Below are 16,524 nucleotides of genomic sequence, written 5' to 3'. Positions count from 1 at the left end.
TACGCTCGGTCACCAGACCCTGAAGCACTGAACCAGGCCTCCCACCATCGGCGGGAGGCCTTTTTTATGGCGTCATGCCACCGCGTCCAACCGGCCGTTCAGCAGGCTGATGACCTGGCACCATGTTCAGGCACATCCCAAACCATGCCATCCCTCAACGCCAAGAAAAGGCGCGAGCAGCCCATCGCGCACAAGCCGAACAGCATGATCACATGACCAACCTGCCCGGCAGGCTCGGACGAGAGGCTAAGGCTATCCCTTCCTCGTTCAGAAGGCCGCCACAGCAAGGCTCTGCGATGCCTCACTGCGCGAAACCTTGCCCAGTTCTGGCTGTTTGTGCTGCTCTATAGACCGTACTATGGAGCGCATGCCTGAGGGCCGGCGCCGGTGAACGGCAGAAACGACAAAGCCGCTCAAGAGAGCGGCTTTGTCTGAAAATGGTGGCCCCTGGGGGACTTGAACCCACGACCAATCGATTATGAGTCGACTGCTCTGACCAACTGAGCTAAGGGGCCATTGATACTGGTTTGCGGCGTGGATTATAGGGGATGGCGGATACCCCGTCCATAGGCATATCAACCACTTGGCGAGATTTCATCCATATTCAAGCGGTTCCGTGACTCATCTTCACGCCCCCGTCGCCACGGATAAAACAAAGCCCCGCATGGCGGGGCTTTTTGACAGCGGTTACGGGTTGGACCCGCCCGGGATTACTCGTCCAGGAAGCTGCGCAGTACTTCGGAGCGGCTCGGGTGGCGCAGCTTGCGCAGCGCCTTGGCTTCGATCTGACGAATACGCTCACGGGTAACGTCGAACTGCTTGCCCACTTCCTCGAGGGTGTGGTCAGTGTTCATGTCGATACCGAAGCGCATGCGCAGTACCTTGGCCTCGCGGGCGGTCAGGCCAGCCAGCACTTCGCGGGTGGCGTTGCGCAGGCTCTCGCTGGTGGCGGCATCCGCTGGCAGAGCCAGGGTGGTATCTTCGATGAAGTCGCCCAAGTGGGAATCTTCATCATCACCGATGGGCGTCTCCATGGAGATGGGCTCTTTGGCGATCTTCAATACCTTGCGGATCTTGTCTTCCGGCATGCCCATGCGCATGGCCAGCTCTTCCGGGTTCGGTTCACGACCCATCTCCTGCAGCATCTGACGGGAGATACGGTTGAGCTTGTTGATGGTCTCGATCATGTGTACCGGGATACGGATGGTACGGGCCTGATCCGCGATGGAGCGGGTAATGGCCTGACGGATCCACCAGGTCGCATAGGTCGAGAACTTGTAGCCACGACGGTATTCAAACTTGTCTACCGCCTTCATCAGACCGATGTTGCCCTCCTGGATCAGATCCAGGAACTGCAGGCCACGGTTGGTGTACTTCTTGGCGATGGAGATAACCAGACGCAAGTTGGCCTCGACCATCTCTTTCTTGGCGCGGCGGGCCTTGGCCTCACCGATGCTCATGCGACGGTTGATGTCCTTGATCTGGGCGATGGACAGACCGGTCTCTTCCTCGATCTGCTGCAGCTTGCCAATAGCGCGCAGCACATCTTCGTCCATCTCGACCAGACGCGGTGACCAGGCCTTGCCGGCCTGCTTCTGGTATTCGAACCAGGCAGTTTCGCACTCGTTGTTGGTGAAGGCCGCAACGAAGGTCTTCTTCGGCATCTTGGCCTGCTCAACGCAGAGTTTCATGATGATGCGTTCCTGCACGCGGACGCGCTCCATCATCTCGCGCATGTTGTTGACCAGGCGATCGAACTGCTTGGGCATCAGGCGGAATTGACGGAATACATCGGCCAGCTGAGCAATCGCAGCCTGAGTATCTTCGTGCGCACGACCATTCTGCTGAATGGAGAGACGGGTTACTTCGTACTGGGCGCGCAGATCACCAAACTTCTCGCGAGCGACTTCCGGATCCGGACCACCGTCACCATCATCGTCGGAGTCATCGCCATCACCGTCTTCGTCTTCATCTTCGTCTTCATCTTCGTCAGCCAGATCTTCTTCGCTGAGCTCGGAGCCGATGTGAGTAGCGGTCGGCGCGACGTCATCGGTCTCGTTGGGATCGATGAAGCCGGAAATGATGTCGGACAGACGCAGCTGTTCCGCTTCGTATTTGTCGTATTGCTCAAGCAGATAGGTAATCGCTTCCGGGTACTCGGCGACGGAGCTTTGTACCTGGTTGATACCGTCTTCGATGCGCTTGGCGATGTCGATTTCGCCTTCGCGAGTCAACAGTTCGACGGTACCCATTTCCCGCATGTACATGCGGACGGGATCGGTCGTACGACCAATCTCGGATTCAACAGATGCCAGTGCCTGGGCCGCTGCTTCGGCAGCGTCCTCATCGGCGGTACCACCTTCAGCCATGATAAGGTCATCGGCATCCGGGGCGTTTTCCACCACTTGAATGCCCATGTCGTTGATCATCTGGATGATGTCTTCGATCTGGTCAGAGTCGACAATGTCTTGCGGGAGGTGATCGTTCACCTCGGCATAGGTCAGGTAGCCCTGTTCTTTACCTTTGGCAACGAGGAGTTTAAGCTGAGACTGCGGGGTTTGCTCCATAGAACTCATCCGGTTGGTGTTGCTAGGTTGCGCGTACAGTGCGCTGCTGCGCAAATAGCCAATTCTAATAGAAAACCGCCAGACATGCTATGTCTGGTTGCGGCGTCGGTCATGAGAAACCCCTGCCCGCAGTATTGTCGGGGCCAGGCGGTTATAAAATGTTTGCTTTTAATCCCGTCGATTCGGGCAACGGTATTCATATTGGGGTTAATCACTCAAATATCAAGCCCCACTCTCATTTCTTTTCTCAATTTGCACCTCTCTGATCAGCATCATCAGCTCTTGAGTTTCCTCAGAGCTTAGCCCTTCCTGCGCCACCTTGGCCTGCAATTCCTCGATGCGCTGCTTCAGGAACAGGTTGATGAAACCGACGAAAGTATCCTGCAATTCTCCCAGAATATCCGGCTCCTGGTCGAGTTTTACCTCTTCAAATAGATCGTGCATTGCCAGTTGCGCCAGGATCTCTCCCTCTTTGGTGCCACGCCAGTGCTCCAGCAGGATGCCCGTCGTGACCCCGGGCTGAGTCAGGATCTGTTGATGCAACTGCAGCAAGAATCGGATGCCCTGCAGGCGCAGTCCAGCCAGTTCAGGCATGGCCGGCAGCTCGGCCGTGATCGCCGGATACTGCACCATCAGTGCCAATGCCCGGCGCAGCGGCGTCAGCTTGGCCGCCTTGGGTTTGTTGACCTCGGCCTTCGGCTGACTGTTGCGGGCAAACAGTTCGGCGATCCGCTGCTTGTTCTCGCCCCAGCGCATCATGCTGGAAAGGCGGGTGATCAATCCCTCGCGCGTGAAACCTTCCGGGACTCGCCGGATCAGCTCGGCGGCCTTGTTGGCCACTTCGAACTTGCCCGCCTCACCGGAAAGTGCCGCATCGCGTCCGAGGCGTTCAAACATGAAGTCAGCGAACGGCTGGGCCTGGTCGAGCAGAGCTTCAAATCCCTCCTTGCCGATCTGGCGCACCAGCGAGTCGGGATCCTCCCCATCCGGCAAAAACACGAACTTGAGTTCACGGCCGTCCTGCAGATGGGAAAGCGCATTGTCCAGCGCCCGCCAGGCCGCTTCCCGACCGGCGTTGTCGCCGTCGTAGCAGCAGACGACCTCGGCCGTGGTGCGAAACAGGGTATGGATATGGTCGCTGGTGGTCGCGGTACCCAGTGCCGCCACCGCATAATCGATGTCGTACTGGCCGAGCGCCACCACATCCATATAGCCTTCCACCACCAGGATCCGGCGCGGATCCTTGTGTGCCTGCTTGACCTCGTACAGGCCGAACAACTCCCGTCCCTTGTGGAAGATGGGTGTTTCCGGCGAGTTCAGGTATTTGGGCGTCCCCTCCCCCAGCACCCGGCCACCGAACCCGATGACCCGGCCACGCTTGTCACGGATCGGGAACATGATGCGATCGCGAAAGCGATCATAGCTGCCGGGTCCGCTGTCACGAGTGATCAGCATGCCGCCCGAGATGAGCAACTGCTCGTGCTCCCGGCTGGCGCCAAAGCGCCGACGCACCTGATCCCAATCGGCAGGGGCATACCCGATGTTGAAGCGCTTGACCACTTCACCAGTCAGACCGCGCCCCTTCAGGTATTCCACCGCCTGCGGCGCGTTCTTGAGATTGCTCTCGTAGAAGCGGGCAATCTGGTTCATCAGCTCGAACAGATCCTTGCTGACCGCAGGTTGGCTGCTGCTGGCCCCACCTGCTGTCTGCTCACGGGGAACCTGCATGCCATGCAGGCTGGCAAGTTCCTCAATGGCATCGGGAAATTCGAGCCCGTCATACTCCATGACAAAGCCGATGGCATTGCCGTGAGCGCCGCAGCCGAAGCAGTGATAGAACTGCTTCTCCTGACTGACAGTAAAAGAGGGGCTTTTTTCGTTATGAAAAGGGCAGCAAGCCTGGTAGTTCTTACCGGCTTTCTTCAGCCGCACCCGCGAGTCGATCAACTCGACGATATCGGTGCGTACGAGCAGATCATCGATGAAGGATTGTGGGATCCTGCCTGCCATAACCGTCCTGTTTCATTGCATAGAAAATAAAAAAGCCGCGCATTCCCAGGGAAGCACGGCTTCTTTGACCAAACAAGAGAGTTGCCTGTTACGCCAAGCGGGTTTTCACCTGAGCACTGACTGCGCCGACATCGGCACGCCCCTGAATTTTCGGCTTCAAGACAGCCATGACTTTGCCCATGTCAGCCATGACGGCAGCACCACTTTCAGCGATGGCTTGCTCAATCAGTGCGGCAATTTCGGCTGCGGTCAGCTGTTGCGGCAGGAACTCCTGCAACACAACGATCTCTGCGGACTCTTTGTCGGCAAGATCCTGGCGACCGGCAGCTTCGAATTGACTGATGGAATCACGACGCTGTTTGACCATTTTGGTCACCACAGCGAGGATATCCTGATCATTGAGCTCGACACGGGTATCAACTTCACGTTGCTTGATTTCAGCCATCAACAAACGGATCGCTCCCAAGCGAGCCTTGTCTTTGGCAAGCATGGCGAGTTTTTGTTGATCCTTGAGTTGATCCTTCAGCGACACGGCATGAACCCTTGATTAGTACAGGCGGATACGACGTGCGTTTTCGCGGGACAGCTTCTTGGCGTGACGCTTAACGGCAGACGCTTTGGCACGCTTGCGAATGGTAGTCGGCTTCTCGTAGAACTCACGGCTACGAACTTCGGACAGGATACCGGCTTTTTCGCAAGAACGCTTGAAGCGACGCAGAGCAACGTCAAACGGCTCATTTTCACGGACTTTGATTACTGGCATGTGCCTTTCACCTCAGTGATAAATTGTTAGCTGACCTTCAATCGATCAGCATGTCTTAAAATGGTGCGAAATTATACTCTGGACAGGGAATGAAAGTAAACCCGCAGAGATCGCTCTGGTTTAAAAAACCCGCGAAGGTTACCATAGCCGTCTCATTTTAGCAGTGAAATTTTTTAGCAATGCGTGTATTGGGCATAGAGACATCCTGTGACGAAACCGGGATCGCGATCTTCGACGATCAAAAAGGGATCCTTTCCCACCAGTTGTATAGCCAGGTCAAGCTGCATGCGGACTACGGCGGCGTCGTTCCCGAGCTGGCCAGCCGGGATCACGTCCGCAAGACGATCCCCTTGATCCAGGCCGCGTTGCGAGAAGCGGGACTGGGCAAGGACGACATCGACGGCATCGCCTACACCGCAGGTCCGGGCCTGGTTGGCGCCATTCTGGTGGGGGCCACCATAGGCCGCTCGCTGGCGATGGCCTGGAACAAACCAGCCATTGCCGTGCACCACATGGAAGGCCACCTGCTGGCGCCCATGCTGGAAGAGCGAGCCCCCGAATTTCCCTTCGTGGCGCTGCTGGTCTCCGGCGGTCACTCCATGCTGGTTCGGGTTGATGGCATCGGCAGCTACCAGCTGCTGGGCGAGTCGATCGATGATGCTGCAGGCGAGGCGTTTGACAAGACGGCCAAGCTGATGGGACTGGATTACCCAGGTGGCCCGCTGCTCTCCCGGCTGGCGGAGAAGGGCACCGCTGGGCGCTTCACCTTCCCGCGTCCCATGACCGACCGCCCCGGGCTCGACATGAGCTTCTCCGGTCTCAAGACCTTCGCTGCCAATACCATCGCAGCCAACGGTGATGATGAACAGACCCGTGCCGATATCGCCCGAGCGTTTGAAGACGCGGTGGTCGACACCCTGGCCATCAAGTGTCGCCGTGCCTTGAAGGAGACCGGCCTCAATCGCCTGGTGGTAGCGGGCGGCGTCAGCGCCAACCGTCACCTGCGCGCCCAGCTGGCCGAGCTGATGGAGAGCCTCAAGGGGGAAGTGTTCTACCCGCGTACCGAATATTGCACCGACAATGGCGCCATGATCGCCTATGCCGGCATGCAGCGCCTGAAAGCCGGGGTATTCGAGCCACTGGCGGTCAAGGCAGTGCCGCGCTGGCCGCTGGATACCCTGGATCCGGTTTGATCCAGCGGATCCTGCCAGCATGAAAAAGGGGCCTTTGGCCCCTTTTTGTTTTGCTTGGTAAGTATCTCCACTCTCTAGCAACCCTTAGTTGGTACGGAACAGCGCCTCGATGGAAAGCCCCTGCCCCAGCAGGATCTCCCGCAAGCGGCGCAGCCCTTCTACCTGGATCTGGCGAACCCGCTCGCGGGTCAGTCCAATCTCGGCGCCCACGTCTTCCAGAGTCGCCGGCTCATAGCCGAGCAGACCAAAGCGACGGGCCAGCACCTCGCGCTGTTTGGGGTTCAGCTCCTCCAGCCAGTGCACTATGCTGGCGCGCATGTCGTCATCCTGGGACTCCAGCTCAGGCCCCATGCCGCGCTCGTCGGAGAGCACATCCAGCAGCGCCTTGTCGCGATCGCCACCGATAGGGGTATCGACCGAGGTGATCTTCTCGTTGAGCTTGAGCATGCGATTCACATCGTCTACCGAGCGATCCAGCGCGAAGGCGATATCTTCTGCCGTCGGTTCATGATCGAGCCGATGGGAGAGTTCGCGGGCGGTGCGCAGATAAACGTTCAGCTCCTTGACCACATGAATGGGCAGACGAATGGTACGGGTCTGATTCATGATGGCCCGCTCTATGGTCTGACGGATCCACCAGGTGGCATAGGTAGAGAAACGGAAACCGCGCTCGGGATCGAATTTCTCGACTGCGCGGATGAGGCCGAGGTTGCCCTCTTCGATGAGATCGAGCAACACCAGGCCGCGATTGTTGTAGCGACGGGCGATCTTGACCACCAGTCGCAAATTGGACTCGATCATGCGCTTGCGGGCAGCTTTGTCACCTCGCAAGGCACGACGGGCGTAATAGACTTCTTCTTCGGCGGTGAGCAGCGGGGAGAAGCCAATCTCCCCGAGATAGAGCTGGGTGGCGTCCATCACCTTGTTCAGTTCAGGTGCCATCAGTTCATCGGAAATCGTCTCTTCGGCCTCGGCCGCGACTTCCTGAACCTCTTCCTCTTCGTGGGTCTCCAGCTCTTCGTCGAACTCTAACTCTGCATCCTGCATAACCAGTTGTTCTTGGCTCATGGCGTGTCTCCCTGACCGGCACCAGAGTAAGACTTAACTCTCTGGGTCTAACGCTTTGGCAAATGGCTCATCGGGTTAATCGACTTGCCTCTGTACCGGATTTCAAAGTGCAATCGCACATCCGGCGCGTCCGTGCTACCCATGTTGGCAATGACTGATCCGCCTTTGACGCTGTCCCCTTCCTTCACTCGCAACTCGTCGTTGTGGGCGTAAGCAGAGAGGTAGTCATCATCATGCTTGAGAATGATCAGCTTGCCATAACCCCTCAGTGCGCTACCGGCATAGACGACTTTGCCGCCGCTCGCCGCGTAGATGGGTTGCCCCTTCTGACCGGCGATATCTATGCCCTTGTTACCCTGTTCTGCAACAGAGAAACCTTCGACGATCCGGCCCTTGGTAGGCCAGTGCCAAGATAGCTTGCTGTAGGAATTGTCTGATTTTTGTTCTTTTACCTGAGCGTATTCTTTTGAAGATGGCTGAGCAATCGTTTTCTGTTTGATAAATGGAGTGGTCGTACCTGAGGTCGCCGGCGCCAGGGGTTTGGGGCCGGAGCTCTGGGTCACCACCGGGCGAGTCGCCGCCACCATCTGGCCACTGCCGCTGCCGGTGGACTGCACATTCAGCACCTGCCCGACCTGCAGGGCGTAGGGCGCCTGCAGATTGTTGCTTTGTGCCAGTGTCTGATTCGACATGCCAAACTGACGGCCAATGCTGCTCAGCGTATCCCCTGGACGGACCTGATAGGTGCCGGCACTGCGCGTCACGGCCATGGTGCTGCCGGAGGCATCGAGCCTGATCTGCTGTCCCGGATAGATGTTGTAGGGGGGGCTGATGCCGTTGAGACTGGCCAGCGAGGGCACGTCATTGCCCGAATTGAAGGCGATGGAGTAGAGGGTGTCCCCTTTTTTCACCGTGTAGCTGTTGCCCTGAATGGCGGGCTGGGCCGCCATCTGGCGAGCCGGAATGGTAGAGACGAGACCATCATTGCCCAATCCTTGTACCGGAGCAGCAGTCTTACTGGAAGAGCAAGCGAGCAGCAGCCATGACAACACGACGACACTGCTTCCTTGCCAAACACGCGAACGCATAGTGGATCCTTTAACGACTAAACCAGAAATAGGCCACAACGGCCAAACCAATACAGAGCCAACCCAGCACATCCACATAGTGCATCAGCTTGCGCTCCATCTTCTCGCCCCCCCAGCACATCAGGCCTGCCACCAGGAAAAAGCGCATGCCACGCCCGATCAGCGAGGTCACGATGAAGGGCAGCAGTGCCATTTGCAACAGGCCGGCCGTCACGGTAAACACCTTGTAGGGGATCGGCGTGAAACTGGCAATAAAAATCACCCAGATGCCCCACTGTTCGAACCATTGCCGGGCCAGGGCAATCTTGTCTTCATAACCCACCGAGACCACCAGCGGCTGGACCACCGGCTCCCACAGGGCATAACCGAGCAGATAGCCGAACAGCGCACCCAGCACGGAGAACAGGGTCGCCAGTGCGGCGTAGTGCCAGGCCTTGTGCGGTCTGGCCAGCGCCATGGGGGCCAGCATTACGTCCACCGGAATGGGCCAGAACACCGACTCGATGAAGGCGGTGATCGCCAGATACCAGGGGGCATACTTGTGGCGTGCCCACTGCATCACCAGCACATAGAGGCGGGAAAACAACTTCACTCGACATCTCCGTCAATCAGGGGGACGAAACGGACCGGCTCCAGGATCCGGCTGGTCAGCTGGGAGCCCGACCGCTCAATCAGTTGCAGGGTCTGCTGGCTGTCCCCCACCGGCAATACCAGCCGGCCACCGTCAGCCAGCTGGTCAGTGAGGGCCGTCGGCACCTCGCTGGCGGCCGCCGTCACCAGAATGGCGTCGAAGGGTCCCTTGTTGGGCCAGCCCAGCCAGCCATTGCCGTGCTTGGCGGAGACATTGTGCAGATCGAGCTGACGCAGCCGGCGCCTGGCCTGGAACTGCAGCGACTTGATCCGCTCCACCGTATAGACGTGCTCCACTAGATGAGCCAGCACCGCCGTCTGATAACCCGAGCCAGTGCCGATCTCCAGCACATGGGCCGGATCGTTCTGGATCAGCAGCTCGGTCATCCGCGCCACCATGTAGGGTTGCGAGATGGTCTGACCGTGGCCGATGGGTAACGCCGTATTGTCCCAGGCCTTGTGGGCCATGGCTTCATCCACGAACAGCTGGCGCGGCACCTTGGCAATCGCCGCGAGTACGCGGAAATCGCGAATGTCCTGCGCGATCAGCTGGTTTAACAGGCGCTGTACTATCACACCTTCATCCCTGCAGGTCCAACCAAGCCCCCAGCCCCGCCAGACTGCTGTAGGCAGTCATATCGATGGTCAGGGGGGTGATCGAGACGTAGCCCTGCTCGATGGCGGCGAAATCCGTGCCTTCGCCCGCATCTTGCTGGCTGCCGGGAGGGCCAATCCAGTAGATGGGCTGGCCACGGGGATCCTCGCTGCATATGACCGACTCCGCCCGATGGCGGTTGCCAAGGCGCGTCACCCTGATCCCCTTGATCTGGTCGAGGGGCAGGTCCGGCACATTGACGTTGAGGATCTGATCGGCGGGCAGCGGGTGTACCATCATGCCCCTCACCAGCTGAGCGGCGTAGTGGGCCGCCGTGGCGAAATGGGTCTTGCCTACCAGCGAGATGGCCAGCGAGGGGAAGCCGAGGTGGCGTCCCTCGGTTGCCGCCGCCACCGTGCCCGAGTAGATGACATCATCACCCAGGTTGGCGCCGTGGTTGATGCCGGCCACCACCATGTCGGGCTCCGGGCGCACCAGCTCGTTGACCGCCAGGTGCACGCAGTCGGTCGGCGTTCCCTTCACCGCATGATATCCGGTTTCGGCGATGCGGGTGACCCGCAGCGGCACTTCCAGCGTCAGGGAATGACTCGCCCCGCTGCGATTGCGATCCGGTGCCACCACGATGACCTCGCCACAGGCAGCCAGCGCCTCGCTGAGGGCTCTTATGCCCTCCGCATGCACACCGTCATCATTACTGACCAGAATTCTCATCGGACTGATTCCTGAAACCATGATCGGCCTCTTCGGCCTGCATTAACTCGCGCACCACGCTGGTGGCAAACGCCCCGGCCGGCAGGAAGAACGACAGGGTCAACACGGCCCCCTCCAGCTGCCAGCTCATGGCTTGCGGCTTGAGCAGCAGCGGGCGGCGGTCCTGGTCCAGCCCGGCTTTTTCCAGGCCGTCACACCAATCGTGATAGGGGGCCAGCACGCTCTGCTCGAACTCGGCGGCGGCACCCTGGCTGGCCAACCGGCCACGGCCCCACTGGGGCGCGGTGAGCTGCACGTCGCCTGAGGCGAGACGTGCCTCCAGCTCAGGGGTCACGCCCTCTTCGCTGAAGATGGAGTGGCTGCCCTTGAGCATCACACAGTCGCCAGCCAGCAGCTGATGGGCCAGTCCCTGCTCTATGCGGGCACTGACGATGGCATTGAACAGCATGCTGCGGGCAGCGGAGAGATAGAGAGAGCGCTTGTTGCGATCCTTGATCCGCTTGCCGGCGAACATCGCCTTGGCCGCCTCCAGGTTGTTGCCGCCCCGGCCGAAACGCTGCTCGCCGTAATAGTTGGGCACCCCCTGCTCAGCGATGGCCTGCAGGCGGGATTCCAGACCGTCGGCCTGCTCCAGCCCGGTGAGGCGCAGGATGAAGTGGTTGCCCTTGAGATAGCCGACCCGCAGCTTCTTGTTGTGGCGCTTCACCTGCAGGATCTGGATGCTGTCGCTCTCGATGACGGAGAGATCAGGTTCTGCCTTGCCCGGCAGATGAATGCCGAACCACTGTTCGGTCACCGCGTGGCGATCTTTCAGCCCGGCCCAGGTCACCGCATTGCGGTTGACCCCGGCCGCATCGGCCAGCAGGCCAGCCACCCAGGCGGTATTCTCCCCGGTTTTACGCACCCGGACGAAGATGTGCTCCCCCTCGCCGCAGGGTTCAAATCCGAGATCTTCATTGACCACGAAATCGGCGGCTTGCGCCTTGAGGATGCCGCGGGCAGTCGGCGCCCCGTGCAGATAGGCAAGTTGTTCCAGCATTATTGTTTCACCAGTAAGACGACGGCTTCGGTGGCGATCCCTTCCTTGCGCCCCGTGAATCCCAGCTGTTCGGTGGTGGTCGCCTTGACGTTCACCCGGTTCAAATCACATTGCAGATCGGCGGCCAGCACGGCGCACATGGCTGCGATATGCGGCGCCATCTTGGGTGCCTGGGCAATGATGGTCACATCCAGGTTGCCGATGGCATAGCCCGACTGCTGTACCCGGGCAAACACGTCCCGCAGCAGGATGCGGCTGTCGATCCCCCTGAACTCGGCGGCGGTATCGGGAAAGTGACGGCCGATATCGCCGGCCCCGATAGCGCCGAGCAGCGCATCGCTCACCGCGTGCAGCACCACGTCACCATCGGAGTGCGCCAGCAGGCCCTGCTCATACGGCACCGCCACCCCGCCCAGCATGCAGGGGCCAACCCCACCAAACTTGTGTACATCAAAACCATGTCCAATCCGGATCATGCCAGCTCCTCTGTGGGTGAATCGGGTTGCGCCGGCTGGCGCGCGTTCTGTTGCTGCAAATAGAGCCCCGCCAAAGAGAGATCCTCCGGCCGGGTCACCTTGATATTGTCGGCTCGTCCTTCCACCATCCGCACCGTGAAACCGGCACGCTCCATGGCGGAGGCCTCGTCGGTGATGGTAGCCCCCAGCGCCAGCCCCTCTTCCAGTGCTCGCAGCAGAGGACGGGTGGGAAACATCTGGGGGGTCAGGGCATGCCAGAGTTGCTCGCGATCGACGGTGGCAAGGATGTTGCCCGCTCCGTCGGAGCGCTTCATGGTGTCGCGCACCCGGCTGCCGAGGATGGCGCCATCACAGGCCATGGCGGTGGCAATCAGCGCATCGAGGTCGCCGTGGGTCAGGCAAGGGCGGGCAGCGTCGTGCACCAGCACCCACTCCCCTGCGGCCACATGCAACGCATTGAGCACGGAAAAAGCCCGCTCGGCGCCCCCTTCCACTTGCAGGATCCTCGGATCGGCGGCCACAGCCAGGGTGTCGAACCAGCGGTCATGGGGAGCCAGCGCCACGATCACCTGAGCGATGGCCGGGTGGGAGAGCAGCCGGGTCAGGGTATGCTCCAGAATGGTTCGACCCGCCAACTGCAGATACTGTTTGGGGCACTCGGCCCCCATTCGGCTGCCGATGCCCGCGGCCGGGACGATGGCGGTCAGCTCGGGGCGGAGATCAGTCATCGTAGGCTGCGTCTCCGGAGCTGGAACCCTTGTCTTTGTCCTTGGGGATGATCCGATAGAAGGTCTCGCCCTGCTTGATGTAGCCAAGATCGTTGCGCGACAGCTCCTCGATGGCTTCCAGGCCCGAGGTCAGATCGTCGATCTCGCGATAAATCAGGTTGTTGCGATCCTTGAGTACCAGATTGTCCTGCTGCTGCCGGGTGATGGCATCGGACAGCTCATGATAGTCAGACAGGCCGTTCTTCCCCAGCCAGAGGTCATATTGAAGCCCCCCCAACAGGAGAAGCAGGATAAGAGTGAGTAGCCGCATGCACTGAGTCTCCTTCAAGCGGCCTAGTTTCCCATATTCGCAGGCAAGACAAAAGAAAGCCTGTGCCCCGGATGGGTTGGGCCGGAATAAAAAATGCAGAAACCCGCCGCGGCGGCGGCAGAAACGAAAAAGCCCCGCCGATTGGCGGGGCTTTGCAAAACGTGGAAGCAGGCGAAAATTAAGCCTGGTTCTTCACTTCTTTCAGACCACGGAACGGAGCCTTGGCACCCAGCGCTTCTTCGATACGGATCAGCTGGTTGTACTTGGCAACACGGTCAGAACGGCTCATGGAACCGGTCTTGATCTGGCCAGCAGCGGTACCCACGGCCAGGTCGGCGATGGTAGCGTCTTCGGTCTCACCGGAACGGTGGGAGATGACAGCAGTGTAGCCAGCGTCTTTGGCCATCTTGATGGCAGCCAGAGTTTCGGTCAGGGAACCGATCTGGTTGAACTTGATCAGGATGGAGTTGGCGATGCCGTTGTCGATGCCGCGCTTCAGGATCTTGGTGTTGGTTACGAACAGGTCGTCACCAACGATCTGGATTTTCTTGCCCAGTTCAGCAGTCTGGTAGGCGAAACCGTCCCAGTCAGATTCGTCCAGGCCATCTTCGATGGAGACGATCGGGAACTTGGTGGTCAGGTCAGCCAGGAAGTCGGAGAAACCGTTGGAGGTGAAGACACGACCTTCGCCTTTCAGGTTGTACTCTTTCTTCTCTGCGTCGTAGAACTCGGAAGCAGCGCAGTCCATAGCCAGGGTGATGTCGGTGCCCAGTTTGTAACCGGCAGCGGCAACGGCTTCGGCGATCACTTCCAGCGCTTCGGCGTTGGATTTCAGGTTCGGAGCGAAACCACCTTCGTCACCAACGGCAGTGTTGTAGCCCTTGGACTTCAGCACTTTGGCCAGGTTGTGGAACACTTCGGCGCCCATGCGGACAGCTTCTTTCAGGGTCTTGGCGCCAACCGGCTGGATCATGAACTCCTGGATGTCGACGTTGTTGTCGGCGTGCTCACCACCGTTGATGATGTTCATCATCGGCAGCGGCATGGAGTAGACACCCGGGGTGCCGTTCAGCTCGGCGATGTGGGCGTACAGCGGCATGCCTTTGGCAGCAGCGGCAGCTTTGGCGTTGGCCAGGGAAACAGCCAGGATGGCGTTAGCGCCGAACTTGGATTTGTTCTCGGTACCGTCGAGGTCGATCATGATCTGGTCGACAGTGGCCTGGTCCTTGGCATCTTTACCCAGCAGAGCTTGAGCGATCGGGCCGTTTACGGCTTCGAGGGCTTTCAGCACGCCTTTACCCAGGAAACGGCTCTTGTCGCCGTCACGCAGTTCCAGCGCTTCGCGGGAACCGGTGGACGCGCCAGACGGAGCGGCTGCCATACCAACAAAACCACCTTCCAGGTGAACTTCGGCCTCAACGGTCGGGTTACCACGGGAGTCGATGATTTCACGACCGATCACTTTAACGATCTTGGACATGTGTATTTCCTCAGGTTTCGTAAAAAAACAACAAAAATATGCCAAAAAAAGCGGCTGCGGCACAGGGCCCCAACCGCATTTATTTTCAATTACTTCAGATTACGCTTCTGATACTCGCCTGCCGCCTTCACAAAACCGGCGAACAGGGCGTGGCCATCACGGGGAGTCGAGGTGAACTCCGGGTGGAACTGCGCGGCCACGAACCAAGGGTGATCCGGGATCTCGATAATTTCCACCAACTTCTTGTCGGCGGAGAGACCGGTCACTTTCAGGCCTGCTGCTTCAATCTGCGGCAGCAACTTGTTGTTCACTTCATAGCGGTGACGGTGGCGCTCGTAAATGGTCGGGCTGCCGTACATCTGGCGCACCTTGGAACCTTCCACCAGGTGGCAGAGCTGGGAACCCAGACGCATGGTACCGCCCAGATCGGACTTCTCGGTACGAGTCTCGACGTTGCCTTCGTCATCCACCCACTCGGTGATGAGACCCACCACCGGATAGGCACAATCCTTCTTGAACTCGGAAGAGTGAGCCCCTTCCATGCCTGCCACGTTGCGGGCGAATTCGATCATGGCGACCTGCATGCCGAGGCAGATACCCAGGTAAGGGATCTTGTTCTCGCGAGCATACTGGGCTGCCTGAATTTTGCCTTCCACGCCACGCTCACCGAAGCCACCCGGCACCAGGATCGCGTCCAGACCTTCCAGCAGCTCGGCGCCACGGGTCTCGATGTCCTGGGAATCGATGTACTTGATGTTGACGGACAGACGGGTCTTCAGGCCACCGTGCTTGAGCGCCTCGTTGACGGACTTGTAGGCATCCGGCAGGGATACGTACTTGCCGACCATGCCGATGGTCACTTCTGCGGTCGGGTTGGCCTCTTCATAGATGACCTGTTCCCACTCGGCCAGATCGGCCTCCTTGCACTCCAGACCGAAACGCTCGGTGAAGTAGGAGTCCAGATTCTGGGACTTGAGCAGTGCCGGGATCTTGTAGATGGAGTCGACGTCTTTCATGGAGATGACGGCGCGCTCCGGCACGTTGCAGAACAGGGCTATCTTGGCGCGCTCAACGGCCGGAATGGCACGGTCGGAGCGGCAGATCAGCACGTCTGGCTGGATACCGATGGAGAGCAGCTCTTTGACGGAGTGCTGGGTCGGCTTGGTCTTCACTTCACCGGCGGCAGCCAGGTAAGGAACCAGCGTCAGGTGCATGAACATGGCATTGTTGCGGCCCACTTCGGCAGCCAGCTGACGAATGGCCTCGAGGAACGGCAGGGACTCGATGTCACCTACGGTACCGCCCACTTCGACGATGGCAACCTGATGGCCTTCGGCACCGGCAATCACCCGCTCCTTGATGGCGTTGGTGATGTGCGGGATCACCTGAATGGTGGCGCCCAGATAGTCACCACGGCGCTCTTTACGCAGCACGTCTGCATAGATGCGACCGGTAGTGAAGTTGTTGCGGCGGGTCATCTTGGTGCGGATGAAACGCTCGTAGTGGCCCAAGTCCAGATCGGTCTCGGCCCCGTCCTCGGTTACGAACACTTCACCGTGCTGGGTCGGGCTCATGGTGCCCGGATCCACGTTGATATAGGGGTCCAGTTTCATGATGGTCACATCCAGACCACGGGCTTCCAGAATGGCTGCCAGAGAAGCTGCGGCAATGCCTTTGCCGAGGGATGAAACAACGCCACCAGTTACAAAAATATATTTTGTCGTCATGCTGAACCTGAAAGAAGTTTAGGGAATTTTAAGGGGTGCTTCGGGGATGAAGCAGGACGGGGAAACAGTATACCAAAACCCCCTCTCCCAAACAATGAACAAAAATCTATCAGGCTCC

The 16,524-nt window shown here is 59.2% G+C and carries 16 protein-coding genes and 1 tRNA gene; 1 reads left to right on the top strand and 16 read right to left on the bottom strand.

Features of this window, described 5'->3' with window-relative positions; all coding sequences use genetic code 11:
- Nucleotides 1-438 precede the first annotated feature (438 nt).
- The 5 genes from ACB032_RS20220 to rpsU all read right to left on the bottom strand — a co-directional run bounded on the left by ACB032_RS20220 (nucleotide 439) and on the right by rpsU (nucleotide 5,340).
- Nucleotides 439-515: transfer RNA gene (locus ACB032_RS20220), tRNA-Ile, on the bottom strand.
- A 195-nt stretch (nucleotides 516-710) separates the two neighbouring features.
- Nucleotides 711-2,606 (bottom strand): RNA polymerase sigma factor RpoD, encoded by a 1,896-nt coding sequence (rpoD, locus tag ACB032_RS20215; protein WP_263642045.1) that lies wholly within the window; start codon nucleotides 2,604-2,606, stop codon nucleotides 711-713.
- A 183-nt stretch (nucleotides 2,607-2,789) separates the two neighbouring features.
- Entirely contained in the window at nucleotides 2,790-4,577 is a 1,788-nt protein-coding gene (gene dnaG / locus ACB032_RS20210) for a DNA primase (RefSeq protein WP_024946181.1), read from the bottom strand.
- Nucleotides 4,578-4,665: 88 nt separating this feature from the next.
- Nucleotides 4,666-5,109 (bottom strand): GatB/YqeY domain-containing protein, encoded by a 444-nt coding sequence (locus tag ACB032_RS20205; protein ID WP_016349543.1) that lies wholly within the window; start codon nucleotides 5,107-5,109, stop codon nucleotides 4,666-4,668.
- A 15-nt stretch (nucleotides 5,110-5,124) separates the two neighbouring features.
- Nucleotides 5,125-5,340: a 30S ribosomal protein S21 gene (gene rpsU / locus ACB032_RS20200; RefSeq protein ID WP_005309452.1), complete on the bottom strand. Its 216-nt coding sequence runs from the start codon at nucleotides 5,338-5,340 to the stop codon at nucleotides 5,125-5,127.
- Nucleotides 5,341-5,519: 179 nt separating this feature from the next.
- Here rpsU and tsaD point away from each other — a divergent pair, with 179 nt between their 5' ends.
- Nucleotides 5,520-6,533: a tRNA (adenosine(37)-N6)-threonylcarbamoyltransferase complex transferase subunit TsaD gene (gene tsaD / locus ACB032_RS20195; RefSeq protein ID WP_371138631.1), complete on the top strand. Its 1,014-nt coding sequence runs from the start codon at nucleotides 5,520-5,522 to the stop codon at nucleotides 6,531-6,533.
- 84 nt (nucleotides 6,534-6,617) lie between these two features.
- Here tsaD and rpoS read toward each other — a convergent pair whose 3' ends face one another.
- The 11 genes from rpoS to pyrG all read right to left on the bottom strand — a co-directional run bounded on the left by rpoS (nucleotide 6,618) and on the right by pyrG (nucleotide 16,406).
- Nucleotides 6,618-7,601 carry an RNA polymerase sigma factor RpoS gene (gene rpoS / locus ACB032_RS20190; protein WP_011704778.1) on the bottom strand — a complete coding sequence of 328 codons (984 nt, stop codon included), beginning with the start codon at nucleotides 7,599-7,601 and terminating at the stop codon, nucleotides 6,618-6,620.
- Nucleotides 7,602-7,648: 47 nt separating this feature from the next.
- The gene (locus ACB032_RS20185) at nucleotides 7,649-8,689 is read right to left on the bottom strand and encodes a LysM peptidoglycan-binding domain-containing protein (RefSeq protein ID WP_371138630.1); all 1,041 of its coding nucleotides are present in this window, start codon (nucleotides 8,687-8,689) and stop codon (nucleotides 7,649-7,651) included.
- Nucleotides 8,690-8,699: 10 nt separating this feature from the next.
- Entirely contained in the window at nucleotides 8,700-9,281 is a 582-nt protein-coding gene (locus ACB032_RS20180) for a YqaA family protein (protein WP_371138629.1), read from the bottom strand.
- Nucleotides 9,278-9,895, bottom strand: a complete 618-nt coding sequence (locus ACB032_RS20175) for a protein-L-isoaspartate(D-aspartate) O-methyltransferase (protein WP_011704775.1) — start codon at nucleotides 9,893-9,895, stop codon at nucleotides 9,278-9,280. The genes ACB032_RS20180 and ACB032_RS20175 overlap by 4 nt, the downstream gene beginning before the upstream one ends.
- A 4-nt stretch (nucleotides 9,896-9,899) precedes the next feature.
- On the bottom strand, nucleotides 9,900-10,646 hold the full coding sequence (gene surE, locus ACB032_RS20170) for a 5'/3'-nucleotidase SurE (protein WP_029305164.1): 747 nt from the start codon (nucleotides 10,644-10,646) through the stop codon (nucleotides 9,900-9,902).
- Nucleotides 10,627-11,685: a tRNA pseudouridine(13) synthase TruD gene (gene truD / locus ACB032_RS20165; protein ID WP_043125122.1), complete on the bottom strand. Its 1,059-nt coding sequence runs from the start codon at nucleotides 11,683-11,685 to the stop codon at nucleotides 10,627-10,629. The genes surE and truD overlap by 20 nt, the downstream gene beginning before the upstream one ends.
- Nucleotides 11,685-12,161 carry a 2-C-methyl-D-erythritol 2,4-cyclodiphosphate synthase gene (gene ispF / locus ACB032_RS20160; RefSeq protein WP_324016039.1) on the bottom strand — a complete coding sequence of 159 codons (477 nt, stop codon included), beginning with the start codon at nucleotides 12,159-12,161 and terminating at the stop codon, nucleotides 11,685-11,687. The genes truD and ispF overlap by 1 nt, the downstream gene beginning before the upstream one ends.
- Complete coding sequence (ispD, locus tag ACB032_RS20155) at nucleotides 12,158-12,889, bottom strand: 2-C-methyl-D-erythritol 4-phosphate cytidylyltransferase (protein WP_371138628.1); 732 nt, start codon at nucleotides 12,887-12,889, stop codon at nucleotides 12,158-12,160. The genes ispF and ispD overlap by 4 nt, the downstream gene beginning before the upstream one ends.
- A complete protein-coding gene (ftsB, locus tag ACB032_RS20150) occupies nucleotides 12,882-13,199 on the bottom strand; it encodes a cell division protein FtsB (protein ID WP_011704770.1) in 318 nt (105 codons plus the stop codon). The genes ispD and ftsB overlap by 8 nt, the downstream gene beginning before the upstream one ends.
- Before the next feature lie 178 nt (nucleotides 13,200-13,377).
- Nucleotides 13,378-14,679, bottom strand: coding sequence for a phosphopyruvate hydratase (gene eno, locus ACB032_RS20145; protein ID WP_011704769.1), 1,302 nt, complete (start codon nucleotides 14,677-14,679; stop codon nucleotides 13,378-13,380).
- Nucleotides 14,680-14,768: 89 nt separating this feature from the next.
- On the bottom strand, nucleotides 14,769-16,406 hold the full coding sequence (pyrG, locus tag ACB032_RS20140) for a glutamine hydrolyzing CTP synthase (protein WP_017410643.1): 1,638 nt from the start codon (nucleotides 16,404-16,406) through the stop codon (nucleotides 14,769-14,771).
- Nucleotides 16,407-16,524 lie beyond the last annotated feature (118 nt).

Origin of the sequence: Aeromonas sp. S5(2024) (assembly GCF_041403025.1) — a bacterium.
Lineage (GTDB): Bacteria > Pseudomonadota > Gammaproteobacteria > Enterobacterales > Aeromonadaceae > Aeromonas > Aeromonas hydrophila.
This window is presented reverse-complemented; position numbering and strand designations above follow the sequence as displayed.